This is a genomic window from Vibrio sp. 1F279, from assembly GCF_041439815.1.
Lineage (GTDB): Bacteria > Pseudomonadota > Gammaproteobacteria > Enterobacterales > Vibrionaceae > Vibrio > Vibrio tasmaniensis_A.
The window spans coordinates 1-21470 of record NZ_JBGOOU010000048.1 but is presented as its reverse complement, the minus strand read 5'-3'; the positions used below and the strand labels follow the sequence as shown (position 1 = coordinate 21470).

Sequence of the window (21470 nt, the reverse complement as noted above, 5' to 3'; positions counted from 1 at the left end):
AAAAAGAATGATCAACATTGAACTGCAGAGCTTGGTTAAAAGGCTGACACCAGCGTTAAAAAACGCTTTAGAGTCGGCCGCTGGTGAATGTGTCAGCCATACTCATTTCTCGATAGAGCCAGAACATTGGTTCTTACTGTTGCTGCAGCAAAGTAAAGGATGGGATGTGGCGTTGCAACAAGCATCCTTATCGAAAGCTCAAATCCTCGAGCGTTGTCATGCTCATTTAACAGGGTTACCTCGTGGGAATGACTCGTCCCCCGCGCTGTCACCAGAGTTGGTTGAGTTACTGAAAGATGCCTGGATGTTAGCCTCGCTGAACAATCAACAATCGGTTGTCAACGAGTATCACGTTCTCATGGTGCTTAAACAGCGAATGGAACAGAGCACTTATAATGGTGTCTTGAGTGGCTGGGTGACAACGTTATCGTCAGAGTGGCTGCGCCAGCAGGCTTTGGCGGCCAATACGCCCAATCCAATCTCGGAGACGTCCGAAAGCATGGTCTCAGCCCGTGGTGATTCCACCACGCCGGCTTTGGACAAGTACTCGCAAAATTTAACGGAGGCCGCACGAAGCAGAACGTTAGACCCGATCACGGGGCGTGGTGATGAAATTCGTAAGGCGATTGACATCTTGTGCCGTCGACGTCAAAACAGTCCAATCTTAGTCGGTGACCCCGGTGTGGGAAAAACCGCTATCGTTGAAGGATTGGCACAAGAAATTGTCAATGGCAATGTCCCGCCTGCGCTCGAGAATATTGAGCTGCGAAGCCTTGATCTATCCCTACTCCAAGCGGGTGCGAGCATTAAGGGGGAATTCGAAAATCGCTTAAAAGATGTCATCAATGAAATTAAGCAATCGCCGACACCGATCATCATGTTTATTGATGAGGCACACACGCTGATTGGAGCCGGAGGCGCCGCAGGTCAAAACGATGCGGCGAACATTCTTAAGCCAGCCCTGGCTCGGGGGGAATTTCGCTCTTTAGCGGCGACGACGTGGGCGGAGTACAAACAATACTTTGAATCGGATGCGGCACTGACTCGACGCTTTCAAGTCGTGTCTGTTGACGAGCCGAGTGCTGAGGATGCGGTGCATATGCTACGCGGCGTTAAACGAAGCTTGGAAAAGCACCATAGTGTCAAAGTGATGCAGCAAGCCATTGATGCGGCTGTGTCGTTGTCTGTCCGTTATTTACCCGAACGCAAGTTGCCGGACAAGGCGATCAGTTTGTTGGACACTGCGTGTTCACGAATTGGGTTAAGCCAAAGTGCCACTCCACGTCAAATGGAGGCGGTGGCAGAGCAAATTCGCTATACCCGCAATGAAATTGACACGCTATCGCATGAAGCAGCCCTATGGTCGATGGATGACCCTCGATTAGCGGCGGCAAAGCAGCGGTTGACCACCTTAGAGGCTGAACATCAGGCCATTGAATCACGCTGGAATGAGGAGCGTGATTTAGTGACGTCAATCCTCGAATTGCAAACTCGTCTGGATGAGGAGCTGCAAGATCAGGGCGAGATCACGTCCAATGAACTAAGAGACACGCTATCTGAGAAAATGGCGGCATTGGGTGAACTGCAAGGCGAGCAGCCATTGGTTCTGCCTCAGGTGACGGCACAGACGATCGCGGAGGTGGTCGCGCTGTGGACTGGGATCCCTGTCGGCAACATGTTAAGCCAAGAGGTCGAGCGACTGATGGCGCTTGAGTCACACATTGGTGAACGTGTTATTGGCCAGATCACCCCAATTGCTGAGTTGTCACAGGCGATACGTCTTTCGCGAGCGGGATTAACGGATCCGCGCAAGCCTGTCGGTGTGTTCTTAATGTGTGGACCGAGTGGGGTCGGTAAAACTGAGACGGCGTTGGCTTTAACTGATTTGCTGTATGGGGGCGAGCGTAATATCACCACCATTAACATGACGGAGTTTAAGGAAGCGCATAAGGTCTCGATGCTGCTGGGCTCGCCAGCAGGCTATGTTGGATACGGAAAAGGAGGCGTCTTGACGGAAGCGGTACGCAAAAACCCTTACTCAGTACTCCTGCTGGATGAAATGGAAAAAGCGCACCCAAGTGTGCATGACATCTTCTATCAAATCTTTGATAAAGGGGCGGTTTCAGACAGCGAAGGTCGCCATGTCGATTTTCGCAACACCATTATCATCATGACCTCAAACGCCGCGGACAGTGCCGTCGTGGATGCTTGCTCAGAAGAGCGACCTGACGTTTCTTCTCTGACTCACTCGATCTTTCCTGAACTGCAAAAACACTTTAAGCCAGCGTTTTTAGGTCGAGCAACGATTGTGCCTTATTTCCCACTCAATGACGACGAAATGGCAAAGATCGCGGCGTTATCTCTTCAGCGAATTCGCCAGCGTGTTGATGAACACTACGGGGCGAGCTTTGATTACGACCCACAAGTGATTGAGCAGCTAGTTCATCTGAATGAGTCCCCGGAAACAGGGGCGCGAGCCATTGAACAAATCATCAATCGTCAATTGATGCCTAACTTGGCGAATCAATGCATTCAACGCATGAGCGAGAACCAGCAGGTGGAAGCGGTGCATGTCGGTATCGACAGCAATGGCTTGTTCGACATTCGCATTCAATAACAAGTGATAAAGAGGCGTTAGACCTCACATTAAGCAGCGGTGAGTGATCACCGCTGCCTTGACCAACAACGACGTGAGTTTTTGATTTTTTTTGTTGCTAGGGGCGGTGTCAGCGCTCCCACGTTAGCAACGTTACATGATGAGTAAGTATAGATGACGCAACCTGTTTTTTCTAAGTCACAACTGGAATGGATTCGACATAACCTCATTGTAGCCGTGATCCACGGTGGGGACAAAGCGCGCGCGGAGAGCTTTATTTTCGAGAACTTAAGCCCGCGTTCAACTAAGACGTACGAACCTGTGGCGCACGATATCGCGAATGCTCTGCGTGAATCGGGTTTTCAACATGTGGAGGTATTGGCTGAGGACATTGATCTTGCTCAGCAGTTGAAAGACAAAGCCATTGACTTAGTGATCACCAATAGCGGTGGACTTCAGGGATTTGATTCAATGTGTCACCTGCCATCAACGTTGGAGATGTTGGGCGTGCCTTACGTCGGACATTCGCCAATGACGGTAGGCATATTGGATAACAAACACCTCTTTAAGCATGAGATCCATGCCGCGGGATTACCGACGACACCTTTTATTACTATAGGTATTGACGAACGCTTCGAGGATGAGGTCAAGCAAAGCGCGATTGACCAAATTGAGGCGCAGTTTGCGGACGGGTTTATCGTAAAGCCTGTGTCTGGGAGAGCGTCGATTCATGTTTACCCGGTCTTTTCGAGAGAGGCCTTGGCAGGAGTGGTCGAGAAAGTGCGTGTAGCGACGGCGAACACGGTGATGATCGAACCCTTTCTCGGCGGTCGTGAATTTGTGGTGGCGGTAGCAGGCGAGTTCATTTTCAAGTCTGGTCAGCTTACACAGTCGGATACACCGCTGGCTTTTTCTATCACTGAGCGTGTGCTTGGCGAGGACGAGCCGATTTTTACGTCTATGGACGTGAAACCCATCACCCAAGATCGTCTGATTGCAGTCACCGACGAACCTCTGCGTAGTGAACTGGCAGCTATTGGGCAGAAAATCTACCGCCAATTGGGTCTGCAAACGCTGGTTCGCGTTGATTTACGTATGGATAGCACAGGCAAAGTGTACGTTTTGGAAACGAATCCAAAGCCGGATCTTAAACGCCCTCAAGGGGACAACGTCAGTTTGGTTTGCCATGACTTAGCCCGTGAAGGCATGGACTACACAGATCTCGTCCAGTCACTGGTCTTCAATCGTCTGTCTTTCTTAAAGCAGAAAAGACCGATGGCGTTGGCCCACTGCCTAACGGCGCAATTTGATGCTTTGCAGGAGTGATGGTTGAACATGTTTAAGCAATACAGTCGCTTGATGCTTGGGGCGTTATTGGTCCTGTCGTCACTGATGTTGATCTTCGTCGTGGGCTATGCCCAGGCATTGAAAAGCTATCAACAACAAAGCCGAGACGCCATTCTAGCCCAAACGGAAGCGGCCAGAATCGGTATAGAGCAAGTGCTGAACTCTGGGGTCCCACTGCCTGACATCGCGGGGTTAGAAAAAGTGTTGTCTCCTATCGCAGATGCTGATTCGTCAGTGGTCGATATCCGCGTGATTTCGGGACAACAAGAATTGTATCGCTATACCGATGAAAGCATGCTCGGAAGCTTGGTCAGCATCCCTTTGAACAACAAGTTTACACAGGTGGGAGCATTGGAAGTGATGCTCAGTGATCATGAGATTGCCAAGACAATTGATGGGCATTTCAAACCCATGTTGGGGTTGGTGCTCTTTTTGACCGCCGCGTTTGTGTTTTTTGTTCTTCGTAGTGCCAATCCTAAGATCTACTTTACCGCATTTGGCGGGGTGTTTTTGGCAATGTCCACGAGTGTATTTTTTATGGTGGGGGCTCTGTATAAGTCGGGTTTGGAGAACAAAGCCGACTCCATGGCCAACATCGTAACGCAGCGATTAGCGCCTGTATTGAGTGCTGGAATTGGGTACGAGCAAGTCAGCGGTATTGATCGAATGTTGGACAGTTTTCGTCAGTCCAATCCTGAAGTTTCATCCATCTCCGTGTCACAAGGGAATACGATGATCGCCAAAAGTCAGGCTCGCGCCGATTCCATGGCTGTGGAGAGTATGGCTGCGTTTCTTGTGGAGGATACCAAAGGCAGCCAAGTTACTGTGGCCTTTGATCCCAAGGCATTGCTGGCTCAACTCCTGAAAACGCTGAAAAATTTTGCGATCTTGTTCGCTGGGTGTGCGTTCATCTGCTTTGCATTTGTGCGTTTGCTTTGTCACTCCAAGGCACAGTCTGACAATGAGGCCGTGTTAGCAAAAGTGAAACCTTTGTTACTGGTGACGGTCTTGATGGAGTCATTGATGGCGCCCGTATTGCCGCAATATTTGACGCAGGTAGCGGTGGAGAGTGGCGCAAGTGAAAGTTGGTCCTCGTACTTTTTTACCCTGTACTTCGTTGGATTTGCTGCGACATTATTGCCGGTGGCGCGATTGCTAGAAGTGTGGGATATCCGCAAAGTGTTGGGGGCAGGGATCGTACTGTCGTCGCTGGGTTGCTTACTTTTGGCGTATGACTCTCAATTGATGACGGTGCTCGTGGCTCGTTTGATTTCGGGGGTGGGTCAAGCCACGATCTTCATTGCTGTGCAAGGGTATATTTTGCGCTGCAGCGATCAAAGCAACAAAACGCAAGCCGCCGGCATTATCGTGTTTTGCTTTAATGCGGGCTTTATTTCAGGCGCCGCAATTGGTGCGCTCTTGGCGGACACTGTTGGGGTTCAAGGCATCTTCATGTTGGCGGTGTTTGTTGGTGGGTTAATGTATCTGTTCGCGTTGACTCTCCCTTCGATGGCGATGCAAGCCACAAAGCAGGGGACGTTAAAAGAAAACTTTACCGCCATGGTCAAAGATGCGTCAGCATTGATGCGAGTCCCTTCGTTTATGCGCACAATGTTGCTTGTAGGGATCCCGACCAAAATGATGCTCACAGGTGTCGTGTTTTTTGCCGTACCTATCTTGTTATCGAATGCCGGCGTAGAGCGAGAGAGCATCGGTCAAGTATTGATGGCGTATGCTTTTTCCGTGTTATTTGTTAGCGGCAAGGTGTCACCGATGATAGACCGAGTAGGCTCGGCGAAATGGGCGCTGTGTCTTGGCAGTGGCGTCGGTGCTGTCTCACTTATTTTATTGTCTTTTTCTTTCCGTTTTGAAGACATAACGTATCTGGTTTTAATTGCCACGTTTGCGATGTTAGTCATGGGGATTTCCCACGGATTGATCAACGCCCCTGTTGTGACGCACGTAGTGACGTCGACTCAGGGCGCGAATGCGAACTCAGTCGCGTCAACGTATCGCTTTCTTGAACGACTCGGACATGTTTTGGGATCCATTGTTGTTGGAGCACTGTTGACTCATTTGGGACACTCTTGGGCGTTTTTCACCCTATCGATCTTCTTTGGTTTCGCCGGGGCGACGATGTGGCTTCTTGATCGAACGCCAAGCATGGAGGGGCAGTCATGAAGAGGTTGATGGGAGTTTTTCTGTGGGTGACGATGTCATCGTTCGTTCAGGCGAAATGGCCTCAGTGGTTGGGAGAACCGCTCATAGACAATCATTCGGTGGAGTGGGAAATAAAGGCTCAAGAGGGGGACGTTGTGTTCGCGCCGCGCGCAGAACGTCCGCGTGTCTGGGTGCTTATTTCACGCAAAGCGGACTCTTACGATTTGGCCCTCTCCACCATGCTAAAAGTCTTTCGTCGCGAGATGCCTAATGTCTCATTTCGAGTGTTCTTATTGCCAGCGACTCAGCAGCAGTTGCGAACGTGGACGCATGCGGCGGAACGTGAGGCGGCTCTGATTTACAGCGTGGGATCGCGGGCGACGGTGTCGCTTCATGAGGTTTATTCGGGCGGTAAACTGCCGGTGATCTCAGTTAATGCCAAAGATCCTGTCTTAATGGGGCTGACAGACAACTATCAAAGCAGTGGAAACAACTTTGCGTATACATCCCTAAACTTGCGAGCGGATATCACGCTTAACTTTTTACGTCGTTTCCGACCAAGCTTGACGCAAATTGGTGTGCTGTATGCAAAAACCAACACCAGTGCTTACTTGACTCAGTATCTACCACTGAAAATGGAAGCAGAAAAGCAAGGTGTGCGAGTTTTTCCTATTGAAGTTGATGAAACCCAACCCGGGCAAACGCTAGAAGAAAGCATGGCAGCGCAAACGCAAGCCATGCGAGTTGGTGATCATACGTTTGAGCGTTCACTGCTTTGGTTAACTGGCAGTTCGAGTTTGCTGAGTCGGATTGATGAGATAAACCAGTATTCGCAGCGTTTACCTTTGTTGACGGCAGTACCGGATGCGGTCAATGCCAGTGCGCAAAGTGCGTTAATGTCGGTTGGTGTCGGGTTTGAAAATAACGCACATCAAGCGGCGCTCTATGGTCTTCGTATTCTGAACGAAGGGGTAAAGCCTCATTCTTTACCTGTTGGACTCCTGTCCCCCCCTGATATTGCGATCAGTTTTAAACAAGCTGAGCGAGTCAACACCCCTGTACCTTTCGTTTTGCTCGAAATGGCGAGTGACATCTACGCCAGCGATGGCAGTGTTGTGCGCTCAGCGGGCATGAGCATGGAGGATCATACACCATGAGAACCGTCATATTTCTGCTGCTATTCATCGGAAGTAGCAGTCAATCGGCGTGGGCGTTCAGTCGACCAGACCGTTTACTGCTCGCAACGCAAGAGTGGTTTCCCTACCAGTACCAAGAGAACGGGGTAATGAAAGGCCCAGGGATCGATAAAGTAAAATGCGTAATGCGCCATCTGGATCAGCCCTATCAACTGACCATGACCAAATGGGACCGCGCGCAACTGATGACTGAAGTTGGGTCTCAACATGGTTTTTTCTTGGCTTCACACAACAGCAAACGCGATGAGTATGCTGAGTACTCCGCACCTTTGGAAGAGCAGAATTGGAGTTGGTTTTCTCTGTCGGATTCGACGGAGGTCAACAGTGCGATGTTCAAGTCTCAAATCAAGGTGGCGGCGTTGTTTGGCTCAAACAAATGGTTTTGGTTACAGAAAAACGGTTATCGCGTCAATAAAAAACCAAGAACCCCTAAAGCGTTGATTGAGTTACTGCTTAACGGCGAAGTCGGTGCCATCTTAGGAAATGACGCCGTGATCGACGAAACCATGAAAAAAATGGGCGTTAGCTACCGAGCCATATCTCGTACTCGTGTTCAGTCCCAGTTTTTGGGGGTGTACTTTTCCAAAGCCTTTATCAAGCGATATCCCCGTTTTCTGGCGGAGTTTAATGACGCGGCCGAACAGTGCCGTTAGCGTTCAATATGTATTTAATGACAGGTCAATTATATGCCTCTATCAATCAGAATAATCAGTTCTCCGGACGGTGAAAGCATTGCCGAGTGGAATCAAGCCTTTCCTGAAGACGGTGGTGATATCGGTCGTGCTTTCGGGAACACATTGCAGCTCAGTGATGCCAGTCGGGAAATTTCGGGAACGCATGCGATCATTCGCAAGAATTCGCGTGGGTACCAAATTGCCGACAACAGTACCAACGGGTTGTTTATTAATGGATCTGACAAGCCATTAGGGAATGGAAATCAATCGACTCTTAGCGATGGAGACGTGCTGGATATCGGTCGCTACCGCCTACTGGTGTCGTGTTTTGTTCCCGATCTTGCCGTTGTGAAATCTGGATTGGGGGCGGAGCGTCATTCCCCTTTTGGAGACGATCCGTTTAGTCAAGAGACTCCTATCGTTGGTGAGATCCCAACTGAAGAAGTGGATGAACCGGAGGTAGTGATCTCCACGTTGGGTGTGGTTGATGACGATCCGTTTGTCGCCCATGCCCCTCCTCTTCAACTGGCGGCGGCGTCTTTAGACCTTGAGTTTCAATCTGCGGATGAGGGCCCGCTTGCAGAGGCTGAGGTCAGGGCGATCTTCCCACCGTCGGAGGTGTCTGCTGCACGTCATCCGGATTTCGGCACGTCTGTTCGCCCTACAGCCTATGTGTTAGCGGAATTGCAACATCATGACCAACGTTCCCAAGACCGAACTGACAAAGCCTTAGAAATGGCGTTGACCCGTTTGTTGTCAGACATTTCACCTACTGCCATGGAGAGCATGTTTGATGAGCTGTCTGGTAACGGGTTTTGGTCTCGCAAGCCTAAGTATTGGGAGATGTACAAACATTACTTTCATCGTCAGGTCGACAATCGTGACTGGCAAGTGAAGTTTCAAGCGTACTTTCGAGAGGCACTGCGTCTTCAGAGAAATTTAGAAGGGGAAAAGTGATGAAAAGTCGATTTTGGGTACCGCTGCTGGCGCTGTGGTTGTCTGGCTGCAGTTTATGGAGTAAGGACTTAGGGCAACCAAGGTTGGTCGTTAATCTGACGGCGGCAACAAACATTAACCCGAATGCCGAAGGTAAACCTTCTCCAGTGGAGCTGCGAGTGTACCAACTCACCAAACGCAATGCGTTTGAGCAAGCGGATTTTATTCAAATCTATGACGACGACCAGGGGATCTTAAAGTCTGAGCTAGCGGTTGTGCGTCAATTACCAAGCTTGTTGCCAGGTGAATCGCGTCAAGAGGTTATTCCATTGGGGGCCGGCGTTCAATTCATCGGTGTCATTGCGGGATTCGCTGATTATCGCGAAGCAAAAAATAAGGTTATTTATCAACCTGTTATTGTCCATTCAGCGGCAATCAATATAGAAGTAGATGGCATCAATCTTACGGTGTCTGGGGAAGAAGAATAATGGACAACAATAAAGTTGTATGGAGTGAGGGGATGTTTTTATCACCTCAGCACTTCCAGCAGCAAGAGCGCTATGTTGAGAACTTCACGCGTGAGTTTGCGGGTCAAGTCAGCCCGAAGTGCTTCGGTGTTACGCTCCTCGAGTTAGATCGTTCAATGCTCAATATTGGCAAAGTCTCTGTGCGCCGTGCTAAAGGGATATTCCCAGATGGTACCCCTTTTGTGGTTGATCAAGCGCTGGTCGTTGATGTGCCTAAAAACACGCATCATAAAAAAGTGTACTTGGCGCTTCCGGTTACCCGACCAGGCGCCGTAGATGTGGGTGAGGACGCCAGATTAAGGCACCGTGCTCTGGAGCATCCCGTGTATGACACAAGCCGCGAGCAAAGTGATCCCGCGGCGTTGGAGTTGGCCATTTTAAATATACAACTCAAGCTTGAAGGGGATGAGCTTGAGGACTTTGTCTTGTTGGCCATCGCGGAAATCAGTGAGCATAAGTCTGAGGGCGCGGTTGTGCTCAATCAAGCGTTTGTTCCCCAATGTTTGCATTTTGGGGTGTCGACTTATTTGTCTGATTGCATCGCGGATGTGTTTGCACAGGTTCAGTACCGTTCGCGCGCCATTCATGCCCGTCTCCAGGCAGAGGCAAGCAGCAAAAGTTACCAATCTTTGATGCGTGACTATCTCTGGCTACAGGTGTTGGGGAGTTGGGTGCCGAAACTCGAACAGTGGCATCTCGATCCGACGTTATTGACGCGACACCTGTACCTAGAATGTGTGTCGATGGCCGGTCAGATGCAAGGGCTTGAAGGTAAGATGCCAAAGTCCTTCCTTGCTTGGAACCCAGACGATCTCTACGCGGTGTTTTCGACGGTGTTCTCTGAGCTCTTAGTCTTGTTACGCGAAGTGCAAATTGACAATGTTTCCACCTTAGTTTGGGACAAGCAACTGTTTGTTAGTCGTCGTTTGTTGCGCACCATAGTGGACGATCGCAGCCTGTATCATGAAGGTCGATTTATCATGGTGGTGTCGTCGTCTATTGGGGCGACTCGCTTGGGAGAAGAGTTCCCTCGCGCTGCGAAGTTAGCGGGAAACAGCGATATCGCGGGGTTGGTGCGTAATGCGCTGTCCGGCATTCCATTACGCCATCTGCCTTATGCTCCGTCGGAGCTTAAATCGTTGAACGATGCCGCCTATTTCGAAGTCGACACTAAGTCGGACTTGTGGCAATCCCTAGTCAAGCGAGACGAGGCAATCGCGTTACATATCGACGAACGAATCGATGATATTCGTGTCGACTTCCATGTGATTAGGTAGGTGTGAGATGGCGGGATTATTCAACGAAGAGCCAACGGTGCGCCTTCAACGTACGGCGAACGAACAACCTCAAATACGGGACCGAAAAGAAGCCCCAAATGTCGATACTTCAGGGACCGAACGATTAATCGAAGGACTGACGGTCTACGGGAGCCCTTTAATGAATGCGGCGACCGAACTGCTCGGTATACTCGTCACCATACGTCGTCAAGGCGCTCCGAGAGATATCAACCGCTTTCGCCAACAGCTGTTAGGGGCGATCGAGGCGTTTCGTTTGCGAGGCTTGCATTTGGACTACCACCCAAGTGTGATTGAGAAAAGCTGTTTTGTACTCTGCGCCGCTTTTGATGAAGCCGTGCTGTATACCACGTGGGGGGACCGTGCCCGATGGGAAAACCACTCCTTGTTGAGCAAAGTTTTTTCACAGCGCAACGGTGGCGAAGCTTTCTTTGTGTTGCTGGAAAAAGCGAGTCAGCAACCAGGCAAACTGGTGGACTTCATTGAGTTGCAGTATGTCTTACTGTCATTGGGTTTCAAAGGACTCTATCGCCATGGCGATGATAGTCAACTCTATGACATCACTGCCCGAGCTTACGGATTAATTCGCCACTATCGCTCTGAAACTCCAATGCCTGTGCCTCAAACGCCAGTGCTAAAGGAAGGGAAACAGCCGTGGCTAATGATCAGTATGGCGAAAACGATGGCGGTCACGTTTTTGCTTCTTGGGTGTGCGTATGGCTTTACAGAATATTGGTACCACAGCCGCAGTCAACCGCTGCTGACACAGTTTTCAGCCATCGACATGTCGGGCGTCAGTTTCAAGAAATCCAACAGTGATTTGGTGTATTTGAGTACGGATGATGATTTAGGTCGAGTGAGCGAGACCCCTGATCTCCAAGGCGAGAAAAAGGAAGAGCAAGTCGCAGCATTGGAATGGGAGATCATCTTAGCGGTGTTCTCTCGACCAAGTGATGCCCTTCGGTTGTCGTCTGAGCTTAACCAAGCGGGGTATGAGTCATTCACGCGGGAAAGCGAGCATGGTATCGAGCTGTATCTGGATGCGGGTGAAGACCTCAAAACCATACGTAAGTTGAAGAATGAGCTAAATGTTCGTTTTGGATTAAACGCCACAATCAAAAGAGCGCAGAAGTAAGATGGGTAAAAAGATATTGTCAATATTTGTGGTGATGAGTGCGCTGATGGGGACGCTTGCACTTTGGTTGTGGTTACCTGATGAACAGCCGGCTTGGATCAAGTGGGTCGCGCTGAGCCTTACCGCGGTAATTATGAGTGTGACGGTGATCTACTGGTGGCGCCAGCGGGCAAAGTCTCAAACGACGTCAGAAGAGCACGAACAGTCGGTCTTATTGAAGCAAGATACCAGAGTGATCGAACAGCTGTTTCGTCTGGCGGTCAAAAAAATACTTGGGCAAGGGCGCAACAAGCTTGACAGTTTATACCGTCTCCCTTGGTACTTGGTGCTCGGAGGTGAGCAAGACGCCAAAAGTTCGGTCTTGCTTCAAAATGGGTTTGAACCGATCAATGAACGCACCGAGCACGACAGTGATACCGAGCAGTACCTGCGCTTTTGGAGCAATGATCACGCGGTTGTCGTCGAAGTTGGTCATCGCATATTCGACAGTGAAGGCATCGACGAAGCGTTGTGGGGCGTTCTTGCCAAACAGCTTTTTAAGTATCGTCCTCGCCAAGGTCTTAATGGGATCCTAACGGTGATTGGTTGTGAGCGTTTGGTCGTAACGGACAATAAAGAACGTTCAAAGTTAGCGGCGATCTACCAGGAAGCCATTTTATCAATGGGAGGGGCACTGGATCTGGTTCTGCCCGTCTATATGGCTTTTTCTAAAGCCGATGGCATTGCGGATTTCATCGATTTCTTTGAAGGCTTTACCGCTTGTGATTCTGAAAACCCTTTCGGCATTACTTGTGACTATGATGTGTCACGCCGCTATGACAAACATGACTTTGAGCAACAGAGTCACAAGCTGATTGAGGCGCTGGCCTTGCAACAGTTTGAACAACTCAATAATGCCAATGTGGACAAGGCGGAAGCGATACTCGCTTGGCCTTATCAGTTGAGAATTGTGTTTGAGCGGATCAATGAGCTTCTGAGCGAGATTGGTCGAGAGAACCGTGTGCGTGAAGCGGTTTGGCTCCGTGGCGCTTATTTAATGTCATCGGGGCAAAAAGGCATCAAGCATGACTTGTTAACTCACTCTGTCGCGGAGCGCGGAGAGTTCAATCGCCTCGAGACCAAAGAGCAGCAACCGAGTCGTCGTGGCTACTTTACGCAGCGAATCTTCAGTAAAGTCATACTTCCTGAGAACAATCTGGTGGGCGTCAACGAGTGGCGACATGCGGGATATTTGGCCTTTCGTTCAGCGATCTTGGTCTCAATCATGGCGTTAATGGTGATTGGAGGCCTGAAGTTAAGGGATAACTGGACGGCGGATGAAAACTGGCGCAGTGCGGCTATCTCTCAGGTTCGTTTCTACCAGTCGGATATCCAAGCATTAAGCCAAGACTATTCAATGTCTGATTTGGTGGCGATCTTGGTTGAGTTGGGCGACGTTGTGATTGCTGGTATCCAACCTAAACCTTGGCATAAGCTCGTCAGTATCAAACAAGGTGAAACGGCAGAAACCATCTACAAAACGTACGAAAAACAGCTACACCAAATCTTGTTACCGAAGTTAGAAGAATTGATCAGTAGTGAGTTGTACGTATACGTCAATTTGGGTAATCCAAGCCGAATCTTTGAAATTTTGCGTTACTACCAAATGTTGTTTGACCGCGACCAGCTCAACATAGAAGAGCTGCAAGCGTATCTAGTGGATATTCTGAAAGATCAGGGGGAATTATCTTCAGATGAGTTGGCTCAACTCTCTCTGCTAATCGAAGATTTGTTCAGTGGCGATTACGACCAACAGTTAGTGCCAAATCAAGAGCTGATCGCCGTTGCGACCAATAATTTGGAAGGGTTGTCGCCCGAACGTTTGATATATGCGCGGATTAAAAGCATGCCCCAATACCGTACACAGGTGGATCTGCGCCGACAACTGGGTGAAAAGTTCGATAGCCTGTTTACGTTCTCTACCGGTTTCCATGGCTACTTAGTACCAGAGGTTTTTACCAAGCAAGGGTATGGCAAGCTTGACTTGACGGCTAAATCTCCTCTGTTGAGAGAGCTGATGGGAGAGTTCAAAGCGATCCAGGGCGACATGTCAGGGGCCTCTGTCGTGGAACTAACGGAACTGAGTAAGCAGATTCAAAGGTTGTACTTTGCCGACTATGTCTATTACTGGAAAGAAATGGTCAATAACATTGAAGTGAAGCCTTTTGTCGATGCCGCGGAGCTAAATTACGTCCTGCGCAATGTAAGGACACCGGCCAGCAGTCCATTGCTGGATGTCATGGAAGCGGTGGTCGTCAACACAACACTTGCGGTTGAAGAGCAACCAGATACCAAAGGGCAAAAACGGATAGCCAGTCAGTTGGGGCTGAAAAAAGCCAAGAAAGTGCTCAACAAAGCTAACAAAATCAATCGTGCGGTAGGCGACAAGCTACTTAGACTCCAGCCATCGTTTGTGGTTAATGAGGCCTTTTTACCGTTCTCTCAGTTTGTCAACGGAAGCGGAAAAGGGGCGACCCCTCATGATGAACTGATTGTTGCGGTGACGGAGTTGACCAGTTTCTATGATACGGCGTTGACGAATGCTAATCCGGGCAAAGCGTTTCATGAATATGCACTGGCTCATGCTAAGGGGAGTCGTGATCCGATTGTGAAGTTTCGTTTAGCGGGCAGCCAAGCACCAAGCCAGGTTGCAAGTTGGGTGCAAAGCATCAGAGAACAGGTCTGGGGACAAGTAGTGCAAGGAAGTGCTGACTATTTGAACACTCAGTGGGACGAACAAGTTTATCAATTTTACGCGGCGGCGATTGAAGGGCGTTTCCCATTCGCTCAGCATGGCCGGGGTGAGGTGAACTTAGATGATTTCAGTGCCTTTTTTAAACCCAGTGGCCGGGTTGACCAGTACATTGACCAATTTCTTAAGCCGTTCGTGTATTGGGATAATGGGCGCCTGAAAATCAATGAAGTGGATGGATTGATCTTACCGATCAGTGATTCGACACGAGCGCAGCTCGAACGAACACGACAAATTACGCGTATCTTCTTCGGATCATCTGGGGGAGAGATGGCATTAACGATTGGCTTAAAAGCCCAATCAATGAGTACAGATGTCACGGAGTTTCGTTTACGAGATGCCCAAACGCTCTTTAGCTACCGACATGGTCCACGGGTATGGCGTGATGTGACGTGGCCTTCGCTCGGCGGTGACGATCATCTTAGCGCTGAGTTTTTCAACGGAGACAATCGTCTGGCCGGGCAATCCTTTACGGGTCAGTGGGCTCTGTTTCGAGCCATGTTTAGTCGAAGCAGTCGTGCAACCACCAGTCGATTGGTGCGAACTCTGAATTATGACCTTGATGGTAACCAGATTGGTCTGGAGTTTTCATTGAGAGACTCCAATCAGAGCTTGGACAAGGCGGTGTTTTCACAATTCGCTTTGCCTAAGCAGTTGTAAACATACCAATGGAAAGGGCGATAAATCAAGGAAGAGCGTTCGTTAATCGTAATGCTCTCCGAGTGCCCGCAGGGCACCAAACTCGGTACTGTCATGAGACACCCCACGAGTATATCAAGCAGTTTACCGCGCCAGCCGAGCTGGCGCGGGAATACTCGGCCTTGATTGACTGTCAGGGAGCGTGCGTTCAAGAGGTGTTAGGTGTCGACTGGTCTCATGGAATTTTACGACTGTCGTATGACCCGTGCGCCGTCACGCTAAGCCAGTTTACCTCAGCGGATCTTCCGACGTTTATTGCCATATTGCCACGTATTATTTCGGCCATTGAGCACTGTCACCACCGAGGGTGGGTGCACGGCGATATTAAACCATCGAACCTGCTCTATGTGCCTAAGAATCATCAAGTGCGCTTGATTGATTTTGGTGCCAGTCATCGCATGGGCACCCGGCGTGAAACATTCCGTCACTGGCAAGGAACCCCCATGTTTGCTTCGTCGGCACAGCTCAATGGCGAGGGGCGGGTCGAGACGAGAGACGACTGGTATTCGCTTAACAAAATCATCGAGCAAGTCATGCCGTTAGAGCGTGACTATACAAGACGTACAGAATTGGAGCGCTTAGCGCAGCGTTTATGTACGTGAATCAGCGATAGGAAAGTGTATGAAAAAGAAAAAGCTTGCGACCGAGAATCTTGACTTTGATGTCTCAACAATTAAGAGCAGCAGTGGGGAACTAAACGATAATTTGGGGTGTGCGATTGCCATTGAAAATTGGTTAACAAATCTGTATTCGGTGTGTAAGAAATCGCAGCGCGCTTTGCCGTTTTTAGAAAAAGCCATTGATCTGGTGTACTCGGAGGTGGAAGCTGAACTGTATCGCTCGTCTGGAGGTAAGGCTAGCGCCTATAGCGCAGCCGAAGTAGCGAAACACCCGGTGTGGGATTTTTTTGTACAGCGCGTTACCAAAAGGTATGGCAGTTTGGTGCGGGTAGTGAAGCCGCACCGTTCGCCAACGGAATCAGTACGTTCCAAATTGATCAATCATACTTTCTCTCAAATGCTTTACAACAAGAATCGCGTTCTTGAGCGTTCTAGCAACAGTATTCTGGCTTCGGGCGAGCTTGGCGCGCTTAAAGTCGAACTGCTGGATGCTCAAGTGGGGGCCTTAGTGGATGCCTACAACGGTCATCTAAAGCAAAATGACGAGCTGTGGCCTGCTTTAAACGAGCTGTTTCAAAAGCATGTGGGGACCTCGAGTAAATTGGAAGGCTCAGTGAAGGAGGGCGGGCCTGAAATCGATTTCGCGGGCGACTTGTTTGCTGAGTATAAGTTTGCGTACGAAAAGGTCTGGGATTTTGGCAAAATGCGCAACAAAATCAATCTTGCGATGGAGGTTGGTGCGCGTGGCGGCTTTAAGGGCAATATACATGCTAAGTTTGGGCAAGGTGGGTCGGCCGGTTTTCGTGACAAAAAGGTTGGTGAAGAGGCTGGACGTAAACTAACGTCGACCAAGTACACAGAAGATTACACGCCAGGCAAAGGGGGGGAAGTTAACAAAAAAGAAGATGCGAGCGACGACTCATTTGAAACGATGCAGTTGATCCCAGGCATTGACCTCGAAGTTAATGTTTCCTTAGCGGCTCAGGCTGGGTTGAGGTTAAAGTTTGAACATGAACTCACTATTGGTGACTTCATGAATATGAAAAACGAAGCGGACTTATTTGCAGGAGCAAACGTCAAGGCCGAGTTTGTCGCGACGGCGAACACGGCAAACTATTTCGCGTCTGATGAGATAATCAAATTTAAGGCGGGAGCGAGCGCATTTGCGGGCGTGAAAGCCACAGGCAGCAGCTCCATTTCGTTTAAAGCGCGCGGCATTAAAATGGCGGGTGCGAGTGTGACGGGCTCCGTTTCTGCAGGCATCGGTGTGTCGGCTATGGTTGAAACCATAGTAAAAAGCTCAGGAGATATTCGCTTTAAAGCGGGGGCAGGGGCGACGGTTGGTGTCGGTAGCAGTGTGGATTTTGGTACCATGGTGAATCCTATGCTGGTGAAAATCCTTCTCTGGGACAAATTAGGTCATCGTCTGCATTCACAACAAACCAAGCGAATCACCAACATTCAATACAACCGACAGGTCAATCAAATTGTTGTTAGTCGATGTCAAGATAACATTAGGACGGCGATGACCAATCTTGATCTGGAATATAGAACATTGGCTGAAGAACTGTGGCGGATCCCGACCTTCACCAATGTATCGACTCAAAATGAGGTTACTACGATACATGACGAGATCTCTCGTCCCAATCAACACGTTCTTGATCAATACTTAAAGACTTTGGGCGTAACAGATCACTTGCACATGGATGACGACGACGTTCTGCAAGCTGCTATTGATATCGATAATGATGCGCGAGAAGTTCAGGCTAACGCGAAGCGGGAGAAAGAGGCTGAGAAAGCTTTCTCGAAGAAGGGTAAGCGACTCGAAAGGGCTAACGCGATACGCCGTAAGGCGGGGCCGTCTCCTACAGGGTTGCTCGCGGTTCAGCCCCATACGGCTTAATCGCAGACCTGTGATGGCGGAAATGGATGTCCGCCTAACTATGATTGAATCAGTGGTTTAAAGTACATATGAGCAGTAACACAATACAACATCAATCTCGCCCACTTATTGCGACGTTATCGGACAATGAGGATTACATCGTCACTCATCTCACCGGAGATGAGACCGTGTCGCTTGGATCTAGGTTTGTTCTATCGCTGGTCGCCAGTGCAGAAGTGAATATTAAAAACCTCGGTAAAGCAGTGCGGGTGATCTATTCACAAGCAGAAGAGAAGTTTCACTACACGGGGTTATGTAACTCAATCCAGTTCACAGGGTTCAGCAAAGAAAAACAGCAGTACTTTTATCAATTAGAAATGGTTGATCCGCTTTCTATTCTCGCGCATCGCGGCAGTCGTCAAATCTTTCAAAACATGACGACAAAGCAGATTGTTGAAGACATACTTAGGCAAGCCGACTTAAAAGGTTTTTTTCGTTTTAATGTGTCTGCCAGTGGAAAAAAACACGAATATTGTGTCCAACTGGATGAGTCGGATCAAGCCTTTATTCAGCGTTTGTTCGCCAGTGAGGGGTGGCATTTTCACATTCAGCACTCATCGGGTAAGCCCTTGGTCTGCGTCGGGGATACCAACCAGCGTTTTAAAAAGATCGCGGCGCCAACACTGAGTTATCAAGTGGGAGCGCGTGAATCGAATCGTATGATCAGCCATTGGAGTGATTTACGCCGCGTGGGTACGTCGACCGTGTCTTTTGCTGACCATCATCAGTCGAAAGGGGATGTTTTTGATAGCGGAGAACGTCAGACCGCCAGCGAAGCGTCACTAAAAACATTATCACGACAAGGCTATGCTTATGGTCATGATTCAAAAGCAGAAGCGCGTGATGCCGCCAAACGTCAGATGGAGGCGTTAGATTGCGACAAATTGGCATCGCAAGCGTCGTCGACCATCACAGCGTTGGTGTGTGGGTCTAAATTTACTCTCAGCGAACATCCATTGAAATCTATGAACCAAGAATATCTGGTGACTAATATTACGTATCAAATTGCAAGTGAAGAGTCCCGCAGCGACCTAACGTATCGCAATCAGTTTACCTGTATTCCTGCTTCGGTGACTTATCGACCAGAAATACCGACAAAACCGCGTGTACACAGTTTGCATACCGCCACGGTGACCGGTCCTAGTGGCGAGGAGATCTATCGCAACAAATTAGGCGGTGTGAAAGTGCAGTTTCATTGGGATCGCCATGGCAAGGAGGACGAGAATAGTTCGTGCTGGTTGCCGGTGTCTCAAAGCTTGGCCAGTAAGGGGTTCGGAGCGCAATTCACGCCTCGCGTGGGTGACGAAGTTCTCGTTCAATATATTGATGGCGATCCGGATCGTCCTGTGATCACTGGCTCGCTTTATCACCAGAATAGTGCCCCTCCATACAGCTCTGCGACTCAAAGTGGCATCAAAACTCGAACTACGCCAAACGGCAGCAGTAAACAGGGCAATGAACTGCGTTTTGATGACCAAAAAGACAAAGAGCACGTGTATTTGCATGCCGAAAAAGATTTTGAGATTGAGGTGACAAACGATGGCCTAACGTCGATTAAAGGCTCAAAAACGACTCAGGTGGAAAAGACAGTCGCTATGGCAGCCAAAGAAGGGATCACGATAGAAACAGAGCAAACGCTGGTGGCTAAAAGCAAACAAAACTGGACGGGTGATAGTGGTCAAGACTTGGCACTAAAAGCGGCGTCCAATATTGCTCTTGAGGCAAAGTCGAACGTTTCTGTTGACGGTCAACAGGTCTCTATTACGGGTAAGAGTAAAATTGAACTCAGTGTCGGTGGAAGCAAAATAGAAATCAGTGCGAGCGGGATAAAGATTGATGCTCCGCAAGTCTCGATTGCGGGCAAATCGAAGGCGGAAATTAAGGCCACGATGTTGGCTTTAGAAGCACAGGGCAAAGCCGATCTCAAAGGCAGCCTTGTTTCGATTAATGGTAGTCTGAGTACTCAGGTAAAAGCGGGAGCAATGGTACAAATACAAGGGGCGATTGCTAAGGTAAACTGATGACATTAATTAAAATTCCTCATGATGATGTTCAAGAGATCTTTCGTGCCTATGAGCCGAGTCCGGAAATATTAGAACTGGCGACGGCCCCTATTGCGCCCGCAAAGTTGATTGCTGAGGCGACGCACAGGGCACTGTTTTCTGATGCAGTCATGTTCATTGCTCATGCCTTACCAATACGCGAATCAGTGTGGTGGGCGGTGTGTTGCGCTGACACACGTATGGATTGGAATGAAGATGAAACCAATGCTGTACGCGCTGCGCGTGCTTGGGTGCATACGCCGGATGAAACCAGTCGCCGATTTGCTGAGCAAATGATCGATAAAGCGGGCTTAGATACCGGCGCTGGATGGGTAGCTCAAGCGGCATTCTGGAGTGGTGGTAGTATGATTAAACCAGAGGATCCTGTAGTGCCCCCGCCTCCGTATCTGTATGCTCAAGCGGTAGCAGGAAGCGTCAATCTTTGTGCGGTTCTCCCTGATGGTGAGCACGCACAATCACGATACCATGAATTTATCGACATGGGCCTGAACATTGCTTCAGGTGGGAATGGAAAACGCTAGGAGAGAGTAATGTTACCAGCCGCTAGAGCGACGGACATGCATGTGTGTCCAATGCAAACCCCCGCTGTTGTACCGATCCCACATGTGGGAGGGCCACTACTACCGATGCCGAGTACGGTATTGGTGGGTAATCTCCCGGTAGCGACACTTGGTCAAATGTGTGTTTGCGTGGGTCCACCTGACAGCGTGGTAAAAGGCAGCGCAACGGTTTTAGTGAACAATAAGCCCGCAGCAAGAATGGGCGACCTGACTGCACATGGTGGAACCATAGTGATGGGGATGCCCACGGTCTTAGTGGGGGGCTAAGCAGCCATGGACATCTTAACTAAGTCTTAAGCCGCTATGGCGGCTTAACACCAGCGTCTTTGTCACTATGCGCTAGCGCATAGCTGGGTGACTTTACGATACTGCGTTGGCGTCATTTCATGGAACTTGCGAAATAACAGCCGGAAATGATTCGTATCGCTGTACCCGACTTGCTGGCAAATCTGATCGATATTTAACTTGGTGGTCTCCAGTTTTTCTCTTGCTATCGCGATACGAATTCGCTGAATGTAATTCATGGGAGATTCTCCAGTTGCTGCTTTAAAACGACGTTTCATTTGTCGTTCGCTGAGAAAACTCTTTTCTGCACACAGGGCAACAGATAGGGCGCTGGGCTCTGCATCATGCATCCAATCCTGCAATCTATGGATCAGTTCATCACTGTGTTGACGGTATTGGGCAAAGCTGGTTAAACATAGGGGCTGGTTCGAAAAATTGCCTCCCATGAATTGTTCGCATTTTTCGTGATGGGCAGCACCGAATAAGGCATCAATCAATAAGATTGTTGCTTCATAATATTCGCGAATGCCCGAGGTGCAAATAAAAGGCCCGTCATGGGTGACATTGCGATGCGGCATGAGCTTGACGTGGCTTTGTTGCGTAATTCAATGGAACTAAATCAAGAACCTACGATCTGATCAGCT

Annotated in this window: 15 protein-coding genes and 1 pseudogene; 15 read left to right on the top strand and 1 reads right to left on the bottom strand. The window is 49.3% G+C overall.

All coding sequences use genetic code 11. From position 1 onward, the window contains the following. The first annotated feature begins 7 nt into the window (after nt 1-7). From tssH to ACED60_RS22975, 15 genes are all read left to right on the top strand, one after another. On the top strand, nt 8-2617 hold the full coding sequence (tssH, locus tag ACED60_RS23045; RefSeq protein ID WP_231904485.1) for a type VI secretion system ATPase TssH: 2610 nt from the start codon (nt 8-10) through the stop codon (nt 2615-2617). Nucleotides 2618-2770: 153 nt separating this feature from the next. Beyond that, nucleotides 2771-3922 carry a D-Ala D-Ala ligase gene (locus ACED60_RS23040; protein ID WP_017082790.1) on the top strand — a complete coding sequence of 384 codons (1152 nt, stop codon included), beginning with the start codon at nt 2771-2773 and terminating at the stop codon, nt 3920-3922. Between the two features lie 3 nt (nt 3923-3925). After that, nucleotides 3926-6124, top strand: a complete 2199-nt coding sequence (locus ACED60_RS23035) for an MFS transporter (RefSeq protein WP_371728551.1) — start codon at nt 3926-3928, stop codon at nt 6122-6124. Next, nucleotides 6121-7260, top strand: coding sequence for an ABC transporter substrate binding protein (locus tag ACED60_RS23030; RefSeq protein WP_017082788.1), 1140 nt, complete (start codon nt 6121-6123; stop codon nt 7258-7260). The genes ACED60_RS23035 and ACED60_RS23030 overlap by 4 nt, the downstream gene beginning before the upstream one ends. Continuing rightward, the gene (locus ACED60_RS23025; RefSeq protein WP_017082787.1) at nt 7257-7952 is read left to right on the top strand and encodes an ABC transporter substrate-binding protein; all 696 of its coding nucleotides are present in this window, start codon (nt 7257-7259) and stop codon (nt 7950-7952) included. Before ACED60_RS23030 ends, ACED60_RS23025 begins: the two co-directional genes overlap by 4 nt. A 33-nt stretch (nt 7953-7985) precedes the next feature. Beyond that, complete coding sequence (locus ACED60_RS23020) at nt 7986-8930, top strand: type VI secretion system-associated FHA domain protein (protein ID WP_231904483.1); 945 nt, start codon at nt 7986-7988, stop codon at nt 8928-8930. Next, entirely contained in the window at nt 8930-9397 is a 468-nt protein-coding gene (tssJ, locus tag ACED60_RS23015) for a type VI secretion system lipoprotein TssJ (protein WP_017082785.1), read from the top strand. The genes ACED60_RS23020 and tssJ overlap by 1 nt, the downstream gene beginning before the upstream one ends. Beyond that, nucleotides 9397-10713, top strand: a complete 1317-nt coding sequence (gene tssK, locus ACED60_RS23010; protein WP_017082784.1) for a type VI secretion system baseplate subunit TssK — start codon at nt 9397-9399, stop codon at nt 10711-10713. The genes tssJ and tssK overlap by 1 nt, the downstream gene beginning before the upstream one ends. Before the next feature lie 7 nt (nt 10714-10720). Continuing rightward, complete coding sequence (icmH, locus tag ACED60_RS23005; protein ID WP_054542950.1) at nt 10721-11866, top strand: type IVB secretion system protein IcmH/DotU; 1146 nt, start codon at nt 10721-10723, stop codon at nt 11864-11866. 1 nt (nt 11867) lies between these two features. Next, nucleotides 11868-15317 (top strand): type VI secretion system membrane subunit TssM, encoded by a 3450-nt coding sequence (tssM, locus tag ACED60_RS23000; RefSeq protein WP_102556471.1) that lies wholly within the window; start codon nt 11868-11870, stop codon nt 15315-15317. Nucleotides 15318-15325: 8 nt separating this feature from the next. Beyond that, complete coding sequence (locus ACED60_RS22995) at nt 15326-15958, top strand: hypothetical protein (RefSeq protein WP_017082781.1); 633 nt, start codon at nt 15326-15328, stop codon at nt 15956-15958. A gap of 19 nt (nt 15959-15977) precedes the next feature. After that, nucleotides 15978-17879, top strand: a complete 1902-nt coding sequence (locus tag ACED60_RS22990) for a hypothetical protein (RefSeq protein WP_231904482.1) — start codon at nt 15978-15980, stop codon at nt 17877-17879. 68 nt (nt 17880-17947) lie between these two features. Next, on the top strand, nt 17948-19939 hold the full coding sequence (locus ACED60_RS22985) for a type VI secretion system Vgr family protein (RefSeq protein WP_017082779.1): 1992 nt from the start codon (nt 17948-17950) through the stop codon (nt 19937-19939). Continuing rightward, entirely contained in the window at nt 19939-20502 is a 564-nt protein-coding gene (locus tag ACED60_RS22980) for a hypothetical protein (protein ID WP_004744251.1), read from the top strand. Before ACED60_RS22985 ends, ACED60_RS22980 begins: the two co-directional genes overlap by 1 nt. A 9-nt stretch (nt 20503-20511) precedes the next feature. Then, nucleotides 20512-20808: a PAAR domain-containing protein gene (locus ACED60_RS22975; RefSeq protein WP_004744250.1), complete on the top strand. Its 297-nt coding sequence runs from the start codon at nt 20512-20514 to the stop codon at nt 20806-20808. Nucleotides 20809-20873: 65 nt separating this feature from the next. Here ACED60_RS22975 and ACED60_RS22970 read toward each other — a convergent pair. After that, nucleotides 20874-21425, bottom strand: a pseudogene (locus tag ACED60_RS22970) (helix-turn-helix domain-containing protein); the annotation flags it as partial. Nucleotides 21426-21470: the final 45 nt, after the last annotated feature.